At 65.1% G+C, this 20351-nt stretch carries 16 protein-coding genes and 1 rRNA gene; 9 read left to right on the top strand and 8 right to left on the bottom strand.

What is annotated here, in order from left to right; all coding sequences use genetic code 11:
* Positions 1-8 precede the first annotated feature (8 nt).
* Positions 9-125, top strand: a 5S ribosomal RNA gene (gene rrf, locus ACNEOT_RS21930).
* Positions 126-516: 391 nt separating this feature from the next.
* Here the strand turns inward: rrf and ACNEOT_RS21925 are convergent.
* Positions 517-2106 (bottom strand): adenylate/guanylate cyclase domain-containing protein, encoded by a 1590-nt coding sequence (locus ACNEOT_RS21925; RefSeq protein WP_415976712.1) that lies wholly within the window; start codon positions 2104-2106, stop codon positions 517-519.
* 42 nt (positions 2107-2148) lie between these two features.
* Here ACNEOT_RS21925 and nucS point away from each other — a divergent pair, with 42 nt between their 5' ends.
* Complete coding sequence (gene nucS / locus ACNEOT_RS21920) at positions 2149-2820, top strand: endonuclease NucS (protein WP_415976711.1); 672 nt, start codon at positions 2149-2151, stop codon at positions 2818-2820.
* Between the two features lie 41 nt (positions 2821-2861).
* Positions 2862-3179 (top strand): ATP/GTP-binding protein, encoded by a 318-nt coding sequence (locus tag ACNEOT_RS21915; protein WP_415976710.1) that lies wholly within the window; start codon positions 2862-2864, stop codon positions 3177-3179.
* A 44-nt stretch (positions 3180-3223) separates the two neighbouring features.
* Here ACNEOT_RS21915 and ACNEOT_RS21910 read toward each other — a convergent pair whose 3' ends face one another.
* Positions 3224-4174 carry a hypothetical protein gene (locus ACNEOT_RS21910; RefSeq protein WP_415976709.1) on the bottom strand — a complete coding sequence of 317 codons (951 nt, stop codon included), beginning with the start codon at positions 4172-4174 and terminating at the stop codon, positions 3224-3226.
* A 59-nt stretch (positions 4175-4233) separates the two neighbouring features.
* On the bottom strand, positions 4234-4716 hold the full coding sequence (gene mce, locus ACNEOT_RS21905; RefSeq protein WP_415976708.1) for a methylmalonyl-CoA epimerase: 483 nt from the start codon (positions 4714-4716) through the stop codon (positions 4234-4236).
* 105 nt (positions 4717-4821) lie between these two features.
* Here mce and ACNEOT_RS21900 point away from each other — a divergent pair, with 105 nt between their 5' ends.
* From ACNEOT_RS21900 to ACNEOT_RS21890, 3 genes are all read left to right on the top strand, one after another.
* A complete protein-coding gene (locus ACNEOT_RS21900; RefSeq protein ID WP_415976707.1) occupies positions 4822-6012 on the top strand; it encodes an acetyl-CoA C-acetyltransferase in 1191 nt (396 codons plus the stop codon).
* A 79-nt stretch (positions 6013-6091) separates the two neighbouring features.
* Positions 6092-6454 (top strand): DUF3817 domain-containing protein, encoded by a 363-nt coding sequence (locus ACNEOT_RS21895; protein ID WP_415976706.1) that lies wholly within the window; start codon positions 6092-6094, stop codon positions 6452-6454.
* A 57-nt stretch (positions 6455-6511) separates the two neighbouring features.
* Positions 6512-7456, top strand: coding sequence for a co-chaperone YbbN (locus tag ACNEOT_RS21890; RefSeq protein ID WP_415976705.1), 945 nt, complete (start codon positions 6512-6514; stop codon positions 7454-7456).
* A 7-nt stretch (positions 7457-7463) separates the two neighbouring features.
* On the opposite strand, the gene ACNEOT_RS21885 is transcribed toward ACNEOT_RS21890, so the two are convergent.
* The 3 genes from ACNEOT_RS21885 to ACNEOT_RS21875 are packed head-to-tail and all read right to left on the bottom strand — an operon-like array spanning position 7464 to position 13134.
* Entirely contained in the window at positions 7464-8912 is a 1449-nt protein-coding gene (locus ACNEOT_RS21885) for a metallopeptidase (RefSeq protein ID WP_415976704.1), read from the bottom strand.
* Between the two features lie 2 nt (positions 8913-8914).
* On the bottom strand, positions 8915-11116 hold the full coding sequence (gene glgB, locus ACNEOT_RS21880; RefSeq protein WP_415976703.1) for a 1,4-alpha-glucan branching protein GlgB: 2202 nt from the start codon (positions 11114-11116) through the stop codon (positions 8915-8917).
* 11 nt (positions 11117-11127) lie between these two features.
* Positions 11128-13134: a maltotransferase domain-containing protein gene (locus ACNEOT_RS21875; protein ID WP_415976702.1), complete on the bottom strand. Its 2007-nt coding sequence runs from the start codon at positions 13132-13134 to the stop codon at positions 11128-11130.
* 204 nt (positions 13135-13338) lie between these two features.
* Between ACNEOT_RS21875 and glgP the strand changes: the two genes are divergently transcribed.
* Positions 13339-15861 carry an alpha-glucan family phosphorylase gene (gene glgP / locus ACNEOT_RS21870; protein ID WP_415976701.1) on the top strand — a complete coding sequence of 841 codons (2523 nt, stop codon included), beginning with the start codon at positions 13339-13341 and terminating at the stop codon, positions 15859-15861.
* Between the two features lie 6 nt (positions 15862-15867).
* On the opposite strand, the gene ACNEOT_RS21865 is transcribed toward glgP, so the two are convergent.
* Both ACNEOT_RS21865 and ACNEOT_RS21860 read right to left on the bottom strand, forming a co-directional pair.
* A complete protein-coding gene (locus ACNEOT_RS21865; protein WP_415976700.1) occupies positions 15868-17916 on the bottom strand; it encodes an ATP-dependent DNA helicase in 2049 nt (682 codons plus the stop codon).
* Positions 17917-17966: 50 nt separating this feature from the next.
* On the bottom strand, positions 17967-19316 hold the full coding sequence (locus tag ACNEOT_RS21860) for a nicotinate phosphoribosyltransferase (RefSeq protein WP_415976699.1): 1350 nt from the start codon (positions 19314-19316) through the stop codon (positions 17967-17969).
* 57 nt (positions 19317-19373) lie between these two features.
* On the opposite strand from ACNEOT_RS21860, the gene clpS reads away from it, so the two are divergent.
* A complete protein-coding gene (gene clpS, locus ACNEOT_RS21855) occupies positions 19374-19733 on the top strand; it encodes an ATP-dependent Clp protease adapter ClpS (protein ID WP_415976698.1) in 360 nt (119 codons plus the stop codon).
* Between the two features lie 40 nt (positions 19734-19773).
* Positions 19774-20343 carry a DUF2017 domain-containing protein gene (locus tag ACNEOT_RS21850; protein ID WP_415976697.1) on the top strand — a complete coding sequence of 190 codons (570 nt, stop codon included), beginning with the start codon at positions 19774-19776 and terminating at the stop codon, positions 20341-20343.
* Positions 20344-20351: the final 8 nt, after the last annotated feature.

Genomic DNA, 20351 nt, shown 5'->3' with positions numbered 1-20351 from the left:
CGCAGAGTTACGGCGGCCATAGCGGAGGGGAAACGCCCGGTCCCATTCCGAACCCGGAAGCTAAGCCCTCCAGCGCCGATGGTACTGCACTCGACAGGGTGTGGGAGAGTAGGACACCGCCGAACACAACTTCACAGAACACCCCCAGACCACTGGTCTGGGGGTGTTCTGCATTTCGAAACCACCACGACCACAACCGAACCCGCACACACGGCACCCCATCCGCCGTCAGTAATTCGCACGACGCGAACGCCACGACGCGAACGCCACGGAACGAACGCACGGAACGAACGCGCTCGCATTCGCTATCCGCGCGCACATTCGCACACCGACCACTCGCCAATCCCCGCGCATCTGACGAATGCGCGCGCATTCGCTATCCGCGCGCACATTCGCACCCCGACCACTCACCAATCCCCGCGCATTCGCGACGGCTGCTGCGAGAAGGGAAAAGGCAGTAGCGAAGACGGCTCGGGCATAGCGCACCACGCCAATTGAGCGCACTGCCGAATGGGATCAGGCGTGCACGGCTTCAGGCTCGTCTGCGGCAATCTCGGCGTTCTTGGGGTTCGCCAGAACGGTCTGCACCGATCGCCCGCGTAAAGTCACCGAGTCACCGAATTCCCAGCGATCGGCTTCGTCCGTCGCCGCGCCGTCGACCGCTGTCTTGGAGGCGAGGATCGCCCCCGGAGCATTCTTTGCCAGTTCGGAGAGGCGAGCGGCCTCGTTGACGGGGTCTCCGATGACTGTGTACTCGAATCGAGACTTCGCACCGACGTTGCCGGCAACAGCGCGTCCTGCAGCCACGCCAACTGCGGCACTGCATTCGGGGACTTCCACCAACAGCCGTCGGGCAATTGCTCGTGCTGCAGCGAGCGCAGACCCGCAGTGGTCGAGAATGTCGTTCGGTGCGCCGAAGATCGCCAAGGCGGCGTCGCCCTCGAATTTGTTGATGAATCCACCATGTTCGTCGACCTCGTCGACCACTACTGCAAAGAATCGGTTGAGCAGGTGCACGACCTCGGTTGGTGGCCGGGACGCCGCCAATTCGGTCGAGCCAACGAGGTCGATGAAGAAGACGGCGATGTCGCGTTCCTGGCCGCCGAGTTCGCTGTCGGACTGCAACGCCTTCTCGGCAACTTCCTGTCCGACATGTCGCCCGAACAGGTCGCGGATCTTCTCGCGATCACGCACACCCTCCGCCATTCGGTTGAACCCGCTCTGGAGCTCGCCAAGCTCGGTGCCGTCGTACACCGCGAGACGGACATCCATGTTGCCCTTCTCCACCTCGGCCATTCCTGCGCGCACGTTGTTGATGGGAGAGGTTGTCGCGAAGCCGCCGAGTACGGTCAGCGCGAATCCGAAGACGATGGTGATGCCGCCGAGCGCCAGGATCGAGACAGCCAGTTGAGCGGACGTCGTCTCGGGTCTCAGGAAGCGGAACACCGCGATCATCATCAGCCCAGAGACCGGAACGCCGGTTCCGAGCAACCACGAGAGAATAGAGCGGCCCATGACGCCGGCGATACGGATTCGTCGTGGGTCGCCTGCCTCCAGGGCGCGAGCCGCGATAGGGCGGAGCGCGAACTCACTGAGCAGGTAGCTGAACGCGCAGACAACGGTGCCGCCCGCGGCGATCGTGAACGCAACCTTGGGAATCGATTGCGGATCGATGATGCCGTCGATGGTGGTCAGCAAGAGCAACCCGCCAGTCCACAGTGCAACTTGCATACGTGTGAGGCGCCACGGCATTGCGAGGGTCGCGACCTGCTCGGATCGGGTGGGTTGGCGATCCTCGATGCCCCACCGCAGACTCCTGAGAGCACGAGTGGTGCCCCAGACGACGCCGACCAGGAAGGCAAGAAGGACGTACACCGGGACGACGATGAAGTTGACCCACCAGTAGCGATCCATTTTCAGGACGTCAGGGCCCGGAACGACGACACTGATCAGCACACCTACGATGACCGCGCCGATCAAGTTCGACAGGATCAGAAAAACGGTCAGCAGCACCTGGATTCGGATCCGTCGTCGGCGTGGTGATTCGGTAGTGTCGCCGAGCAGTCGGGAACCAAGGGGAGCGGCAGATCGTCTCAATTGCGGCATGGTCGTCACAGACTAACGGGGCCCCTGGCTTAAGGTGGTCGAGTGCGTCTAGTTATTGCTCGTTGCCAAGTCGATTACGTCGGCCGCCTCACCGCACACCTTCCGTCCGCTCGCCGCCTGCTCCTCGTCAAGTCCGATGGATCGGTCAGCGTGCACGCGGACGACCGGGCCTACAAGCCCCTCAACTGGATGTCTCCGCCCTGCTGGTTGGTCGAGACCACCGAGGACAAGACGATCAAGTGGATCGTCACGAACAAGGCGGGCGAGGAACTTCGGATCACCATCGACGACGTCGAGCTCGACTCGAGTCACGAGCTCGGTATCGATCCCGGATTGGTGAAAGACGGTGTGGAGGCCCATCTTCAGGAGTTGTTGGCCGAGCACGTGAGCACCTTGGGTGACGGGTACACGCTTGTGCGACGTGAATACATGACGGCGATCGGGCCGGTGGATCTGCTGTGCCGCAACGCCGATGGCGGAACGGTCGCGGTCGAGATCAAGCGACGTGGCGAGATCGACGGCGTCGAGCAGTTGACTCGATACCTGGAGTTGCTCAATCGCGATCCGCTGCTGGCGCCGGTCAGTGGAGTGTTCGCTGCGCAGGTGATCAAGCCGCAGGCGAAGACGCTGGCCACCGACCGCGGCATTCGTTGTCTCACACTCGACTACGACGTCCTGCGGGGAACCGACAGCACCGAGTTCAGGCTTTTCTGACGACTGTCGGCATCGAGGCACCCGTTCTCTACACTGGACGTGTGCCTCGCCGTAATCAACCCCGCCGACCGACTCGGAGCGGACCGAGCGATCTCGGTCCGGCTACCGACTCTGTGTTGGGCGGCAATCGGGTCGAGGTCGGTCCGGACGGCGATACGTATACGACGCGGATGATTCCGGGTGCCAAGGCCGTCAAGACGTATCGATGCCCCGGCTGCGATCACGAGGTGCGCCCTGGCGTCGCACATATCGTGGCGTGGCCGTCGGACGATTTCGGTGGTGCGGACAATCGCAGGCACTGGCACACCGGATGTTGGACCGGCCGAAACACGCGAGGCCTCACCCGCAGATGGTCGTAGCGGGGGAGGCCAGGCGCGGATCGACGAATTCGAGATGAGTCGGATCAGGAGGCGGACTCGGCCGACTCCTTTTCGTCCTCCGCCTTCGCAGCCGCCTTCTCTTCTTCCTTCTTCAAGATTGCCGTCGGGTCGGGATTGTCGAGCAGTTCGCTCTCGCGATTGACAGAGGCGAGCATGGCCGGAACCGAATCGAGCTGACCTCGGATTCCCAGCAGCTGGGCAAGAACGCGGCTGCGCAGCACCCGCAGCTCCTCGGCCAGTTCCTTGGAGTGCGCAATCCGTCGCTCGGCCTGCTCGCTGGCGGACTGGAGCCGTCGAGCAGCCTCGGTGGTTGCCTCTTCGATGCGTCGGGTCGCGTCGGCCTTGCTCGACGCCTCGAGTTCTTCGAGCGCGGTGAGCACTTTGGTGCGGCGCTCTGCCATCGTGATCTCGAAGTCTTCCTGGACCTTGGCGCGCTTCTCCTCGGACTCGGCGGCAAGCTTGTCGCGCTCGGCCTGGGCGGCCTCGACCACTCGGGCTGCCTCGGTACGCGCCTGAGCCATCGTCTGCTTGTGTTCGGCCTCGAGGACAGTCCGACGCTCCTCTAGTTCGGCCACCAGCGACTCGTGCCGCCCGCGAAGACGCGCACTTTCCTGCTGCGCGACCGAAATCATCTCCTCGGACTCCGAGTGCGCCTTCGCGCGAACCTCGGACGCTTCATCGGAGGCCAGACGCAGCATGCGGGAGATGCGATCGCTCATCCCCTCCGCGGTGGTGGGCGGCACCGACAACCGGTCGATGTCCTTGCGAAGCTCGTCGATCTCGTCGCGTGCATCGTCGAGTTGCTTGGCCAGATCACGAGCCTGCGCTGCTGCCGCATCACGGTCGGCGGTCGTCAGACGTAGCTCGGCGTCGAATCGCTCGAAGTAGTTGGTGACTTCGTCGCGATCGAACCCCTTCCGGACGATGGAAAAGGGAAGTTGCACCGTGGAAGTGCGTTCATGATCGATGGCCATGGCCGTCAATTTACCGGTGAGTCAAGTAGAGAGCCATACGGTTCCCGGCCGGACTTGGATCAGTGCGCGTCGGGGTTCGGTTCGACCAGTTCGATGAGCACTCCGCCTGCATCTTTGGGATGGACGAAGTTGATTCGGGAGTCGGCGGTGCCGCGTCGCGGGGCGTCGTAGAGCAACCGAACCCCGCGGGCGCGTAACTCGGTCGAGATCTCCTCGATGTCGGTGACGCGATACGCCAATTGCTGCAGTCCGGGGCCGTTGCGACCGATGAACTTGGCGATGGTGGACGACTCGTCGATCGGAGCGAGCAACTGCAGCGCAGCGGACTTGTCACCGGCTCCGGGGAACGAGAGCATCGCCTCGCGAACGCCCTGCTCCTCGTTGATCTCCTCGTGCACGGCAACCATGCCGAGGTGCTCGGTGTACCAGGTGATGGCGGCGTCGAGATCGGGAACGGCGATACCCACGTGGTCGATAGCTGTCACCAGGTCGGAGCGCAGGGGAGCTCCCGTGTAAGACTGCGTGCTGGAGGTCATGGCCATGACGTTAGCGCCAGCTGCGTTTCGGTGCTCCGCCCGGCCGGTATCGGTAGGGGGCGTCGGAGCGTTGATCTCGACAAGGCCGTCTTCACACTTTCGGAGGAAATCGTGACCACAACAGTCATCGTCGCCGGCGCTCGCACGCCCGTGGGGCGTTTTTCGGGCGCACTCAAGGACTTCTCGGGATCGGACCTCGGCGGAATCGCAATCAAGGGTGCGCTCGAGAAGGCCGGTGTTGCGCCGGATCAGGTCGATTACGTCATCATGGGCCAGGTTCTCACCGCCGGTGCCGGCCAGATTCCAGCCCGGCAGGCTGCTGTTGCTGCGGGCATTCCGATGACCGTGCCCGCGTTGACGATCAACAAGGTGTGCCTCTCCGGAGTCGACGCCATTGCATTGGCGGACCAGCTGATCCGCGCAGGCGAATTCGAGATCGTGGTCGCCGGCGGACAGGAGTCGATGACTCAGGCACCGCACATGCTCGAGAAGTCGCGCGCCGGATTCAAGTACGGCGATGTCACGATGCGCGATCACCTCGCCTACGACGGTCTGTACGACATCTTCACCGATCAGGCCATGGGCGCACTGACCGAACAGCGCAACCAGACCACCGAGGTCATCAGTCGCGAGGAGCAGGACACCTTTGCCGCAGCCTCGCATCAGCGGGCGGCTGCGGCGTGGAAGAACGGCGTCTTCGACAACGAAGTGGTCCCGGTATCGATCCCGCAGCGCAAGGGTGAGCCGGTCCAGTTCACCGCCGACGAGGGCATTCGGGCCGACACCACTGTCGATTCCCTCGGCAAGCTGCGGCCTGCCTTCGACAAAGCAGGCACCGTCACCGCCGGATCGGCTTCCCAAATCTCCGACGGTGCTGCCGCCGTCGTGGTGATGAGCAAGGAGAAGGCAGAAGCCCTCGGTTTGACCTGGCTCGCCGAGATCGGTGCCCACGGCGTGGTGGCAGGTCCTGACTCCACCCTGCAGTCGCAGCCGGCCCGCGCCATCGCCAAGGCGTGCGAGAAGGAAGGCATCGACCCGAAGGACCTCGACGTCGTCGAGATCAACGAGGCGTTCGCGGCAGTCGGTATCGCGTCGACCCGCGAGCTCGGCATCGATCCGGAGATCGTCAACGTCAACGGCGGGGCGATCTCGATCGGGCATCCTCTCGGCATGTCGGGTGCTCGCATCGCCTTGCATCTGGCTCTCGAGCTGCAGCGACGCGGCGGTGGAGTGGGCGCAGCCGCACTGTGCGGCGGCGGTGGACAGGGCGACGCCCTCATCGTTCGAGTGCCGAAGCCGTAGGACGTCGTAGTGGCTCTGGACAGGTACTGAGACCAGAGCCACTACGTTCTGTCGTAGCAAACCGGGCACAATAGCGGGCATGAACAACTTCCTCGACCTGAGCAGCACCGCAAAGCGCTTTCGTTTCATCGCCGTTCTCGAGGCGTTCACGTGGCTCGGGCTGCTGATCGGAATGGCTTTCAAGTACATCCCCGCCGACGGCAACGAAATCGGCGTGAAGATCTTCGGACCGATCCACGGCGGAGTGTTCGTTGTTTACCTGGCAGTAGCCGTGCTGACCGCGGTGAAGCTGAAGTGGGACGTCAAGGCAACCTTGCTCGCGCTCGTCGCGGCATTCCCGCCGTTCGGCACCGTGATCTTCGAGATCTGGGCCGCGCGCACCGGCCGTCTCGCCGAGCTGAGCACCGGCCGTCCCGCAGCCGAGGCGAAGGTTCCGTCCTGATCCACCGGCACCGCCCGCCAGTGGATGACGCATCGCGTTAGTGACAAACTGTAGGGCGTGACTCGACCCGGTTCCCGTCCTCCCGCCCGCCCCTCAGCCGTCGTTCCCGCATCCATTGCCGGTGCCGTCGACCTGTCCGTTCTCAAGGACCGTCCGGCACCTGCTCCCGCGGCCGAATCCGCCGGTGAGGCGGGAGGACTGGCACCGATCGTGGACGTGACCGCGGCGACGTTCGAGGCCGAGGTTCTGCAGCGATCCACGCAGGTTCCGGTGATCGTGGACCTCGGTTCGGCGCGTTCGCCGCAGTCTCAGGCTTTGACGCGTCAGCTCGGACAGCTGGCCGTCGAGGCCGCCGGTGCATGGGTGCACGCGCGGGTCGACGTGGACTCCAATCCACAGATCGCACAGGCATTCGGCGTGCAGGCCATTCCGACGGTGGTTGCCGTTGCAGCCGGCCAGCCCCTCGCCGATTTTCAGGGCACGCAATCGGACGAGCAGTTGCGTCAGTGGCTGCAGGCCGTCGAGCAGGCGACCGCCGGAAAGCTCAGTGGCCCACCCGGAGTCGTTGCCGCGGAACCGGAGCCCGAGATCGAGGACCCACGCATCGTCGCCGCCGAAGAGGCCATCGACGAGGGTGATTTCGACAAGGCGGAGGCCGCCTACCAGGCGATCATCGACGCCGAGCCGAAGAACACCGAGGCCGTCGCCGCACTGCGTCAGGTCAAGTTCCTGGCTCGCGTGCAGAACCTCGCACCCGACGCGATCGCAATCGCCGACGCCGACGCCGGAAACGTGCAGGCTCGGATCGACGCAGCGGATGCGGAGATGGCCGGTCAGCAACCAGAGGAGGCCTTCGCTCGGCTGATCGACGGAATCAAGATCAGCGCAGGCGATGATCGAACGGCTTTGCGGACCCGTCTGCTCGAGCTGTTCGAGTTGTTCGACGCAGCCGACCCGTTGGTGGTCTCGGCTCGGCGCAAGCTCGCTTCGGCGCTGTACTAGTCGACGCTCAGCTGTAGCGCGCGTCGCACAGCTGCTTGCCGCCGAGAACTCCCGAGCGGAATGCATCGACTCGGGAGAACCCGGACGGCAGCGTCGTACCGTTGACGTCGCTGGCGGCGAGTCCGTCGCTCAGTAATCCCGAGACGGCTTCGTCGAGATCGCCGGGGGAGAGCCAGACTTCGAGGTCCTTCGCCCCGTTCTCGACGCTCATCGCCGCGGTGATGACCCCGGACAGACAGGCCGAGCGCAGAGCGGTCTGCGGATCGTCGAGCGTCTGGCCTGCCTCTTTCTGCACCGCGAGTGTGTAGCGTGAGGCGAACAGCACGTACGCGCTGTAGTCACCGGATACGTTGAGCGGCAAGATGTCCCCGCGCTGCGGGGTCTCGGGCTGCCCGCGTTCGGCCAGGTCCTCGACGTCGACGCCGATGGTATTGCTCGACGGGCAGTAGGACACCGGCGCGGTCGCCTCGGCGTCGGAGCACCCGACGTCGGAGCCGGCGTAGTCGATGTTCGGCGGAGCGGAGACGGGCAGCACTTTCTCGAACGAGCGGGTGAATGCGCCGAGGGAGTCCTCGGTGACCGGTAGCTCGCCGGATTCGTCGGCGTCGGTGAACTTCTGCGGCAACGATGCTCGACGCGAATCGATTTCGGCCTCGTCGATGCCGGTGCAGGTTGCCGCGCCGTCCCTGAAGCCGATCTGCACTGCGGTGACGCGCTCGAAGGCGGAGCCGTGTACCGATTCGGGGTCGTTGGGATCGACGTCGCGCACGGCGACGGTCGCGGCCAGAACGCCGTTGAGTCCGTCCGAGGTGTTGATCGTGAAGTGGGGCGCATCGTTCTCGGCGACGTGCCGAATGAAGGCACCGGCGAAACAGTCGGCCTGTTGCTCGGCAACGATGGTCGGGGTGTCGTCGCCGACGAGGCCCGACTGATGCTGAATGGCATGTCCGTATTCATGAGCGATCACCATCACCACCGACATCGGGCCGAACGCGTCGACGAGCGCCGGGAGCAGGATGGTGCGATCCCACCCGATCGAATCGTAACGGGTGCAGTAGGCCGCGTTGGGGATACCGCCGGTGCGGTCTCCGCAGAATCTGATGCCCGATCTTTCGTCCTCGGACGCGTCCCACGAGACGACCTTCGAGACCGGGGTGAACGTGCCCTTGAACAAACTGGGGTACTGCTCAGCCCAGAACTGCTGGATGTCGTCGATCGCGTTCGTGGCGAGGACGTCCGAGTCGGTGCCCTCGGCGTTTTCCACGGTGATCGCCGAATCGGGAACGCCGGGACGTGGCCCGCTCGGCCCGCTGGTGACCGGAAGTCCGGCGACGGTGAACGGGTTCTCGTAGATCGACTTCGCGTCCCCGCTGACGGTCTGCGCACACGAGGTCAGCAGCAGGAGCCCTGCAGTGGCGGCCGCAGCCAGTAGTCGGGGTGTGCGGCCGCCACTCATGTCTATTGCTCCAGTTTGATCCAGATCGCCCCGTTGGCGGGTAGTGCGACCTGGCCTGATGCCGGTCGACCGTGCCACGAGTGCGATGTTGCCGTCACTTCACCCAGGTTGCCCATGCCGGAGCCGCCGTACTCCGTTGCATCGGTGTTGAGGATCTCGATCCAACGGCCGGGTTCCGGTAGTCCCACACGATAGCTGCCGTGCTCGTTGCCGGAGAAGTTGAAAATACACGCGACGACCGAACCGTCGGATCCGTACCGAAGAAAGCTCAGCACGTTGTTCTCGGTGTCGTTGGCGTCGATCCACGAGTAACCACTCGGCGAGGTGTCGAGTGTCCACAATGTCGGGTGGGACTTGTATGTCGAGTTCAGATCGGACACAAGGGTTTTGACGCCGTTGTGCAGAGGTTCCTCGTCGATCTGATACCAGTCGAGTCCGCGTTCCTCGGACCACTCACGGGTCTGTCCGAACTCCTGACCCATGAACAACAGTTGCTTACCGGGGTGCGCCCACATGTAAGCGAGCATGCCGCGTAGGCCTGCCGCCTTGGTGTAGTCGTCGCCTGGCATCCGAGTCCACAGCGTGCCCTTGCCGTGCACCACCTCGTCGTGACTGATCGGGAGCAGGTAGTTCTCGCTCCACGCGTAGACGAGCGAGAAGGTGATCTCGTGGTGGTGGTAGCTGCGGTGGATCGGATCACGCCCGAGGAAGCCGAGGGTGTCGTGCATCCAGCCCATGTTCCACTTCATGTTGAACCCGAGTCCGCCGACGTTGGTCGGGCGGGTGACGCCGGGCCATGCCGTCGACTCCTCGGCAACGGTGACGACACCGCGGTGCTTCTTGTGCACCGTCGCGTTCATCTCCTGCAGGAAGGTGACGGCCTCGAGGTTCTCGCGGCCACCGTAGATGTTCGGCGACCAGCCGCCCTCGGGGCGGGAGTAGTCCAGGTACAGCATCGACGCCACGGCGTCGACGCGCAGTCCGTCGATGTGAAATTCGTCGATCCAGTACAGCGCGTTCGCGACCAGGAAGTTGCGAACCTCGCGGCGTCCGAAGTCGAAAACCAAGGTGCCCCAGTCGAGTTGCTCACCTCGCTGCGGGTCGCCGTGCTCGTAGAGGGGGCCGCCGTCGAACTGGGCAAGGGCCCACTCGTCCTTGGGGAAGTGGGCGGGTACCCAGTCGACGATGACGCCGATTCCGGCACTGTGCAGATGATCGACGAAGTAGCGGAAATCGTCGGGACTACCGAAGCGCGACGTGGGTGCGTAGTACGACGTCACCTGGTATCCCCAGGATCCGCCGAACGGATGCTCGGCGACGGGGAGCAGTTCCACATGGGTGAAGCCGGTTTCGGTGATGTACTCGGCCAGTTGCTCGGCGAGCTCGCGGTAACCCAGGCCCGGTCGCCAGGACGCCAGGTGGATCTCGTAGACACTCATCGGAGCCTGCGTCGGCTCGATGCCTGCCCTGGTATCGAGCCATTTCTCGTCGTTCCAGGTGTACGAGGACGCGGTGACGACCGAGGCCGTCGACGGGGGAATCTCGGTGGCGAACGCCATCGGATCGGCTTTGTCCTTGACCGAACCGTCGGAGCCGTGCACGCGGAACTTGTACAGCGCGCCCGGTGCGATATCGGGGACGAAGAGTTCCCACACACCGGTCGATCCGAGCACGCGCATCGGCCAGCTTCGGCCGGTCCAGCCGTCGAAATCGCCGACCAGGGTGACACCCTGGGCTGCGGGGGCCCACACCGCGAACGACGTGCCGGTGACGCTACCGTCCGGTGTGGCGTACGACTGCTGGTGTGCGCCGAGGATGTCCCACAGTCGCTCGTGCCGACCCTCACCGAACAGGTGCAGATCGAGCTCGCCGAGAGTGGGCAGGAACCGGTATCCGTCGGCGGATTCGGAGACGTGCCCGCCGGGCCACGTCACCATCAGTCGGTAGTCGATCAGGTCCTCGACGGGAACCAGAGCCGAGAAGACTCCGTGCGCGACGTGGGTCAGCGCGTAGTCGACGCCGCCGACACGGGCGACGACTGTCTCGGCGTCGGGCTTGAGGGCGCGGATGGCTGTTCCACCCGGCACCGGGTGGGCACCGAGGACGGAATGCGGGTTGTAGTGCCGACCCGCAGCGATGAGTTCGAGATCGTTGTCGGACGGGGCTGCGACGGTGTCTTCGGGCGTCGTCGGATTCTCGGTCACGTTGAATCCACTCACTTTCGGTTGCCGCGGTAGGCCAGTTCGATTCGTGCCGGGTACGGGATGTGGGGGAGCGTGAAGATGTGCGCCACCGATGTCCAGGGCTCGAGCCGGACGAAATTGGTGTGGCCCCAGTCGTAGTGGACGCCGCTCACTTCGTCCTTGATCGTGAGGGTGTCCTGCCAGTCGTGGCCCAGTGCGGGCATGTCCAGATGGATCGTGCCCTCTTCGGCTCCGAAGGGATTGAGGTTGATCACCACCAGAACCGAGTCACCGGTCTGCGGGTCGAACTTGGAATATCCGATCAACGCATCGTTGTCGATGGTGTGGAAGTGGATGTTGCGCAGTTGCTGCAGTGCCGGATGGGCACGACGGATCGCGTTCAGCGTGGTGATCCAGGGCTCGAGCGACTCGCCTCGGGCGAGCGCTCCCTCGAAGTCGCGTGGACGCAACTGGTACTTCTCCGAGTCCAGGTACTCCTCGCTGCCCTCGCGCACGGCTTGATGCTCGAACAGCTCGTACCCGGAGTAGACGCCCCAGGTGGGAGCCATCGTGGCCGCCAGAGCTGCTCGGAGAGCGAACATTCCGGGCCCGCCGTGCTGCAGGCTTTCGTGCAGGATGTCCGGGGTGTTGACGAACAGATTCGGACGCGCATCGTCGGCGCGTCGAGCATGCTCCTCGGCGAACTCCGTCAGCTCCCACTTCGCGACACGCCAGGTGAAGTAGGTGTACGACTGAGTGAACCCGCGCTGTGCCAATCCGTACATGCGCACCGGACGGGTGAACGCCTCGGCGAGGAACAATACGTCCGAGTCGGTCTTCTTGACCTCGGCGATCAGCCATTCCCAGAAGTCCGGTGGCTTGGTGTGTGGATTGTCGACTCGGAAGACCTTGACGCCCAGCGAGATCCAGTACCGAACCACGCGGAGCACCTCTTCGTAGATGCCGCGTCGGTCGTTGTCGAAGTTGACCGGGTAGATGTCCTGGTACTTCTTCGGCGGGTTTTCCGCGTATGCGATCGTGCCGTCCGGTAGTACGGTGAACCACTCGGAATGTGTTGCAGCCCAAGGGTGGTCGGGAGCGGCCTGAAGGGCGAGATCGAGGGCCACCTCCAGGTTGTGCTCGTGTGCTGCGGCGACGAACGCTCGGAAATCGTCTTCGGTGCCCAGTTCGGGATGGATGGCGTCGTGCCCGCCGTCCTTCGAGCCGATCGCCCAGGGCGACCCGACGTCCTCGGGACCGGGGGTCAGCGTGTTGTTCGGACCCTTGCGGTTGATGGTGCCGATCGGGTGGATGGGCGGCAGGTAGACGATGTCGAATCCCATCCGCTCGATGCGGGGCAATTGCTCGATCGACGTCGCGAACGTGCCGTGCCGCGGAGAGCCGTCCTCGTTCCACCCACCGGTCGACCGGGGAAAGAACTCGTACCAGGCACCGTTGAGTGCGAGATTGCGATCGACCCACACGTTGACCGCGCGTGATCGAGTGACCAGTTCGCGCAGTGGATGATCGAACAGCAAGTCCGCCACCGACGACGCGAACGCCGAGGAGACCCGAGCAGGCAGCGGGCGGTCGGTGTCGCGCAGCGCAGCGGCGACATCGGCGAGCATCTGCCTGCTCTCGGCAGGGACCCCGGTGGCAGCACGCAGGAACAGACGCGCCCCGATCTCCAGATCGTTGGCGAGTTCGTGAGCACTCTGGCCCACCCCGAGCTTGGCTTCGACGGCGTGCCGCCAGGTGCTGATCGGATCGCTCCATGCTTCGATGCGGCAGATCCAGTAACCCGGCCGAGAGGGGACGAACACCGCGTCGAAGGTGTCGGGTTCGCGGCCCGGTGTCATCGGGATGCGTTCGAGCTTGCCTCCAGGTCCGCGCACCGACAGCGTGGCGGCAATTGCATCATGACCCTCGCGCCAGACGTCGGCGGAGACTGGAAATGTCTCGCCCACCACCGCTTTCGCGGGGTACTTCCCGGTCGTCGTATCTGGAAGGACATTGTCGATACCAAGTCGACCTGTCACTTCACACTCCATTCTTCGCTAGAGGTATGGCTGCGCGGGCGCAACCTCTTGTCGAGCCGATATTGGTGTGCTTCTACTCGTCAACCGTAGTGCAGCAATGCAGATGGCGCGTGCGCCGACGCATACTGTCCGCAACGGCGCGGTCGAGGAGATTTCGCGTAAGCCACCCATCGATACCGGTGTCCGTGGGTAGGGTTCGACTCTGTGAAAGCCGTGCGTCGATTCACCGTCCGAGCCCATCTTCCCGCCCGCTTGAATGCCCTTGCCGAGCTCTCGACAAACCTCAGGTGGTCGTGGCACTCGCAGACGCAGGATTTGTTCGAGCACATCGATCCACTGCTGTGGACCGAACTCGAACGCGATCCGGTGGCCGTACTCGGAGCCGTCGAGCCTGCGCGACTCGAGGAACTGGCGGCCGACGAGCGATTCCTGGCCGAGCTGGACGCCGCCGAAGCGGATCTGCACGACTACCTCGCGCGTCCGCTCTGGTACCAGAACGAGCTGGCCGAAGGACGGGCTCTGCCGTCGGGCATCGGTTATTTCTCGATGGAGTTCGGCGTCACCGAAGTGCTGCCCAACTACTCCGGCGGACTCGGCATTCTGGCCGGTGACCACCTCAAGGCGGCCTCGGACCTGGGCCTGCCGTTGATCGGTGTCGGGTTGCTCTATCGCTCGGGCTACTTCAGGCAATCACTGACGGCCGACGGCTGGCAGGCCGAGCGCTACCCGTCCCTCGATCCGCACGGTCTGCCGCTGCGGTTGCTCACCGACGACGGTGATTCTCCGGTGCTGATCCACGTGTCGATGCCAGGATCTCGCGTCCTGCGAGCCCGTGTGTGGATCGCCCAGGTGGGACGCGTCCCGCTGCTGTTGCTCGATTCCGACATCGCCGACAACGACCCGGAGCTGCGCGGGGTGACCGACCGGTTGTACGGCGGCGACCAGGACCACCGCATCAAGCAGGAGATACTCGCCGGTATCGGCGGAGTTCGAGCGATCCGGGCCTACACCCATGCGTACGGATTGCCCGATCCCGAGGTGTTCCACATGAACGAGGGCCACGCAGGCTTCCTCGGTGTCGAACGCATTCGCGAACTCGTCACTGCGGGCGCACTGGACTTCGATTCCGCGCTGGCGGCGGTGCGAGCCGGAACCGTCTTCACCACCCACACCCCGGTACCCGCCGGAATCGACCGGTTTCCGGCCGATCTGGTGCGGCACTACTTCGGAAGCTCGGACGGCGGCTCGGACTCGGCGCTGCTGCCGGGGTTGCCGATGGATCGAATCCTCGCCCTCGGCGGCGAAAGCGACGCCTCGGTGTTCAACATGGCGCACATGGGATTGCGTTTGGGCCAACGCGCAAACGGGGTGTCGAAGCTGCACGGCATCGTCAGCCGCGAGATGTTCGACGGCCTGTGGCCGGGGTTCGACGCATCCGAGGTGCCGATCGGGTCGGTGACCAACGGTGTCCACGCTCCGACCTGGGCTGCGCGGGAATGGGTGCAGGATGGGAAGCTGTCCTCGGAGCGCGTGTGGTCCACACGTAACGCTCTGCGTGCGCAGTTGGTGGACGAGGTGCGACGCCGAGTGCGCCGGTCGGCACTCGAACGCGGCTCCACGCAAGCCGAAATCAGTTGGACTGCAGGTGTTTTCGATCCCAACGTGTTGACCGTCGGATTTGCTCGACGCGTGCCGACGTACAAGCGTCTGACCCTGATGCTCCGTGAACCCGAGCGACTGCGGGCCATGTTGTTGGACCCGGTTCGTCCGGTCCAGTTGGTGGTCGCAGGAAAGTCGCACCCCGCCGACGACGGCGGAAAGGCGCTCATTCAACAGATCGTCAGGTTCGCCGATCAGGCCGATGTGCGGCACCGCATCGTGTTCCTGCCCGACTACGACATGTCCATGGCACGCTTCCTGTACTGGGGATGCGATGTGTGGCTGAACAATCCGCTGCGACCGCTCGAAGCGTGCGGCACCTCGGGCATGAAGTCCGCGCTCAACGGTGGCCTCAACCTGTCGATCCGCGACGGCTGGTGGGACGAGATGTACGACGGAGAGAACGGCTGGGCCATCCCGACGGCCGACGGTGTCACCGACGACAATCGACGCGACGACCTCGAAGCCGCAGCGCTCTACGAACTTCTGGAACAGGCGGTGCTACCCAAGTTCTACGACCGCGGGGACGACGGTGTGCCGAGCCGCTGGATCGAGATGGTGCGGCACACTCTCGAGCAACTGGGCCCGAAAGTGTTGGCGTCCAGAATGGTTCAGGACTACACGCTTGGCTACTACGCGCCTGCAGCCGAATCCGCCCGCGCGGTGTCGGCCGAGAATCACCGCGGTGCCATCGACGTCGCGTCGTACCGCCGCCGCGTCGAACAGGCATGGGGCGCAGTGAAAGTCACCCGCGTCGACAGTGAAGGCCTGCCCGACACTCCGGTGATCGGGGCGGAACTCTCGTTGCGCGCCAACGTTGCGCTCGGTGGATTGGACGCCTCGGACGTGGTGGTGCAGGCGGTCGTGGGGCGCGTCGACGAGGAGGAGAACCTCACCGACATTCGCACGACGGCGATGACACACGTGGGAACCGAGGGCGGTGAGCACGTGTATGCCGGCGAGACACGGCTACCGCACAGCGGCACGGTGGGATACACGGTGCGGGTGCTGCCGCATCACCACGGTCTGGCCTCGGATGCCGAGCTCGGTTTGGTCGCGACGCCGTAGCGGCAGCTACTGGCCGGCCAGACGGGTGAGGGCCTTGCGGACCACCTCCGGATCCGAGGTCTCCCAGAACGGTGGCAGCGAGGCCCGCAGGTAGCCGCCGTAACGGGCGGTGGCGAGCCGCGAATCGAGAACGGCGACAACACCTTTGTCGTCGACGCTGCGGAGCAACCGGCCGACGCCCTGCGCCAGCAACAGGGCCGCGTGGTTGGCGGCGACTGCGAGAAAGCCGTTGCCGCCTCGGGATTCGACGGCCTGCTGCCTGGCCACCAGCAGGGGATCGTCGGGCCGCGGGAACGGAATGCGGTCCAGGATCACCAGGGAAAGCGACGGTCCTGGGACGTCGACGCCCTGCCACAGCGACAGCGTCCCGAACAGGGACGTGGCCTCGTCGTCGGCGAACTTCTGCACCAGTGCACCGGTGGAGTCGTCGCCCTGGCACAGGATCGGCGTGTCCAGACGTTCGCGCATCTCCTCGGCGGCTGCCTTGGCCGCGCGCATGGACGAGAAGAGTCCGAGCGTGCGGCCGCCGGCGGCGCTGACCAGCGACTCGATCTCGTCGAGGTAGGACTTGGAGAGGCCGTCGCGTCCCGGTGGCGACAGATGCTTGGCGATGTACATGATGCCGGCCCTGGCGTGGTCGAACGGCGAGCCGACGTCGAGCGAATTCCAGCGAATCGACCCGGCGTCGGACGGTGGTTCCACACCCGACGCCATCGCGGTGTCACTGCGAGACGGCTTCTCCGCGGGCAGGCCCCAGTTGATGGCCAACCCGTCGAACGATCCGCCGACGGTCAAGGTCGCGGAGGTGAGCACGACGGTGGATTCGGCGAACAAGCGCGCACGCAGCAGTCCGCCCACCGACAGCGGTGCGATGCGGACGGTGCGTTTGACGTTGCCACGGAAATCGTCGACGGCATGCCAGACGACGTCCTTGCGCTTGGCGGGATCGGGTTCGTCGAACGCCGTGAGGACCCGGACGGCGCTGTCGTGGACCTCGTCGACAGCGACGAGTGCGGCGCTGCGAGCCGCGGCGGCCTCGGGATCGCTGTTCGCCATGCCCTGCTTGTTGGGGCCGATCGCGGTGCGTACTGCCCAGGCCGCGTCGCGAATGGAGGCGAGCGCGGGGCCGACGCCGTCGGGCAGGGACTGCCAGCGGCCCGGGGGCAGCTCGTCCAGGATCGCCGCCCAGTTCTCGGCTGCCCCTTCGAGTTGGTCGACCGTGTCCTCTTCGATCAGCTTTGCGCTACGACGCGCCGCTGCGGTGACGGTTGCGGCCGAAAGTTCCTCCGTGGCAACGCCGGTCACTCGATCGACCAGTTCATGCGCCTCGTCTACGACCACCACGTCGTGCTCGGGCAGAATCTGGATGCCGGTGATCGCGTCGATCGCGAGCAGGGCGTGGTTGGTGACCACCACGTCGACTTGCGCTGCCTCGGTACGGGCGCGCTCGGCGAAACAGTCCTCGCCGACCGGGCAGCGGGACTTGCCCAGGCATTCACGGGCGGTGACGCTGACCTGACGCCAGGCCTGGTCGCTGACCCCGGGTACCACGTCGTCGCGGTCGCCGGTCTCGGTCTCGGACGACCACTTCGTCAGCCGTACCACCTCGCGGCCCATGCGCGAGACGGCGAACGGATCGAACAACTCGGCGTCCGGTGCTTCTTGCGCGGCGCCGGTGTGGATCTTGTTCATGCACAGATAGTTGTTGCGGCCCTTGAGGATTGCGAACTTCGGTCGACGGCCGACTGCCTCGGTCAAGGCGTCGGACAGGCGCGGTAGGTCGCGGTCCACCAACTGCCTCTGCAGCGCGATGGTCGCCGTGGAGACGATGACGGTCTTGCCGGATTCCACTGCGTGCCGAATGCTCGGGACGAGGTAGGCGAGGGACTTGCCGGTGCCGGTGCCTGCCTGTACTGCGAGATGCTCACCGGTGTCGATCGAGTGCGCCACCGCCGAGGCCATCGTCAGCTGATTGCTGCGTTCCTTGCCGCCGAGCGAGTGCACCGCGACCTGCAGGAGAGCGGGAACGGTGGGCAACTCGGTCTTCGACGGCACCGAAGAAGACTACTGCCGATCGCCCACCCGGTTCGGTACCGACACCGCGGTTACGCCTCGACGAAGCGCGTGGGAATCGCCGGCTCGCCCTGAGACAGTTTCAAGCCCTCCCACGGGAGGCTGACCAGGCGTCGGGCCAGCAGGTCACGGCCGTCGGCGAGCGTCGGCAGGTCGGCGCCCGGTTCGCCGCCGCGGACCAACGGCGTGGTCAACGTCTCCACCGTCAGATCGTCCTCGACCGTCGGGGGAGCGTCGAACGGATGCACGATTTCCTCGACTGCGGTGCCGGTGCGACGCGCAGTGCGCAAGGCCGCCTTGGTGCCCCCGCGCGATTCTTTGTGACTGCTGCGTTTGGCGACGGGGATGCCGTCGACGGTGACCAGCTTGTAGACCATGCCCGCGGTCGGGGCACCGGAACCGGTGACCAGCGAGGTGCCGACGCCGTAGGAGTCGACCGGCTCGGCGCGCAGTGCGGCGATGGCGTACTCGTCGAGGTCGCCCGAGACGACGATCTGGGTCTTCGGTGCGCCGAGGGCGTCCAGTTGGTCGCGGACCTGACGTGCGAGCACACCGAGGTCACCCGAGTCGATGCGGACACCGCCGAGCTCGGGCCCGGCCACCTCGATGGCGTTGGCGACGCCCTGGGTGATGTCGTAGGTGTCGACGAGCAAAGTGGTGCTCACTCCGAGTGCTCGCACCTGCGCCGCGAAGGCGGATCGTTCGTCCGGGCCGTCGGCGGTGGTGTGCAGCAGCGTGAAGGCGTGCGCCGACGTGCCCGCGCCCGGCACGCCGTGCCTGCGGACGGCCTCGAGGTTGGACGTCGCGGTGAATCCGGCGAGGTACGCCGCGCGTGAGGCGGCGACGGCAGCTTCCTCGTGGGTGCGCCGCGATCCCATCTCGATGATCGGTCGGGATTTGGCGGATGCGACCATCCGCGCTGCCGCGGATGCGATGGCACTGTCGTGATTGAGGATGGAGAGCACGACGGTCTCGAGGACGACGCACTCGGCGAACGTGCCGCGGACGGTCAGCACGGGGGAGCCGGGGAAATACAGCTCGCCCTCGCGGTAACCGTCGATGTCGCCGGTGAAGCGGTAGTTGCGCAACCATTCGACGGTGTCGGCGTCGAGGAATCGGGAGACGATACGCAACTCGTCCGGGCCGAATCGAAAGCGCGCAATCGCGTCGAGAATGCGTCCGGTGCCTGCCAGGACTCCGTATCGACGACCCCCTGGTAGCCGTCGTGCGAAGACCTCGAAGCTGCAGATGCGATCGGCGTATCCGCTGGCCAGCGCCGCCGACAACATCGTGTACTCGTATTGATCGGTCAGCAGGGCAGTGCTGACGCCGTTGCTGGAACTCGCGTGATCGGTGGTCGCGTCGTTGCTCACCTCGCCCACACTACGAGCGCAGGGGCGAGCGCGGGAGGCTGGCCCGATACGCCGTACCCTGTTGCCATGCCTTGGTTGACGGTGGATGGATCGCTTCTGCCCGTGGACGGCTTCTCGGCACCCGAGGTCGTCGCTGCGTCACCGCAAGCGGTTCCGGCCCAGACCGAAGCCGTTGCTGCCGACGAATCCCACGACACTCCATGGGTCACCATCGTCTGGGACGACCCCGTCAATCTGATGCATTACGTGACCTACGTGTTCCAGAAGCTGTTCGGCTACAGCAAGGCCAAGGCAACCGAGCTGATGATGCAGGTCCATTCCGAAGGCAAGGCCGTTGTGTCGAGCGGTGAACGTGACGCGATGGAGAACGATGTTCGACGGCTGCACGCGGCGGGGCTGTGGGCCACCATGCAGCAGGACAAGTAGTCGACAGCCACCAACTTTCCGAGACGGGACATCAGCAATAGTGCGCACGTGGACGAGACGGAATTCGTTGTCCGGAGTCAAGATCAAATCCGAGATCGACGCCCGTGAGGCCGCCGTGCTCCGGTCGCTGGTCGGTTCCGTCCTCGGATTGCTGCGCGATCGTTCTGCCGCTGCCCCCGCCGACGAGCTCGCTGCACTGACCGGGCTGCGTACCGGGCACAACAGCCCGCCCGAGGACGCCGCGCTGGCTCGATTGCTGCCGGACTTCCACCGCGCGGACCCCAATCGTGACGAGGAAGACCCGGCAGATCTCAACGGTGCGTTGCGCGGACTCCACGAGCCCGAGATCATCGACGAGAAGTTGGCTGCGGGATCGATGATCCTTGCCACTCTCCCCGATGCCGGCGGCAAGATCGTGCTCACCCAGGAGCAGGCGGACGCATGGTTGACTGGCCTCAACGACGTGAGGCTGGCGCTCGGCACCACGCTGGGCATCAGCGCGGACACTCCCGACGTGCTCGACGAGGATGACCCCCGCGCTCCGCATCTCGACGTGTATCACTGGCTGACCTGGATGCAGGATTCACTCGTGCAGGTCCTCATTCCCTAGGACGCACG

This window comes from Rhodococcus sp. 077-4 (genome assembly GCF_047782425.1).
Taxonomy (GTDB): Bacteria; Actinomycetota; Actinomycetes; order Mycobacteriales; family Mycobacteriaceae; genus Rhodococcoides.
This window is presented reverse-complemented; position numbering and strand designations above follow the sequence as displayed.

Coding starts and splice junctions, on each gene's coding strand:
- mce (WP_415976708.1), bottom strand. CDS start 4,716: ATGGCCATGACCTCCAGCACGCAGTCTTACACGGGAGCTCCCCTGCGC.
- ACNEOT_RS21925 (WP_415976712.1), bottom strand. CDS start 2,106: ATGCCGCAATTGAGACGATCTGCCGCTCCCCTTGGTTCCCGACTGCTC.
- ACNEOT_RS21885 (WP_415976704.1), bottom strand. CDS start 8,912: ATGAGTGGCGGCCGCACACCCCGACTACTGGCTGCGGCCGCCACTGCA.
- clpS (WP_415976698.1), top strand. CDS start 19,374: ATGCCTTGGTTGACGGTGGATGGATCGCTTCTGCCCGTGGACGGCTTC.
- ACNEOT_RS21910 (WP_415976709.1), bottom strand. CDS start 4,174: ATGGCCATCGATCATGAACGCACTTCCACGGTGCAACTTCCCTTTTCC.
- ACNEOT_RS21895 (WP_415976706.1), top strand. CDS start 6,092: ATGAACAACTTCCTCGACCTGAGCAGCACCGCAAAGCGCTTTCGTTTC.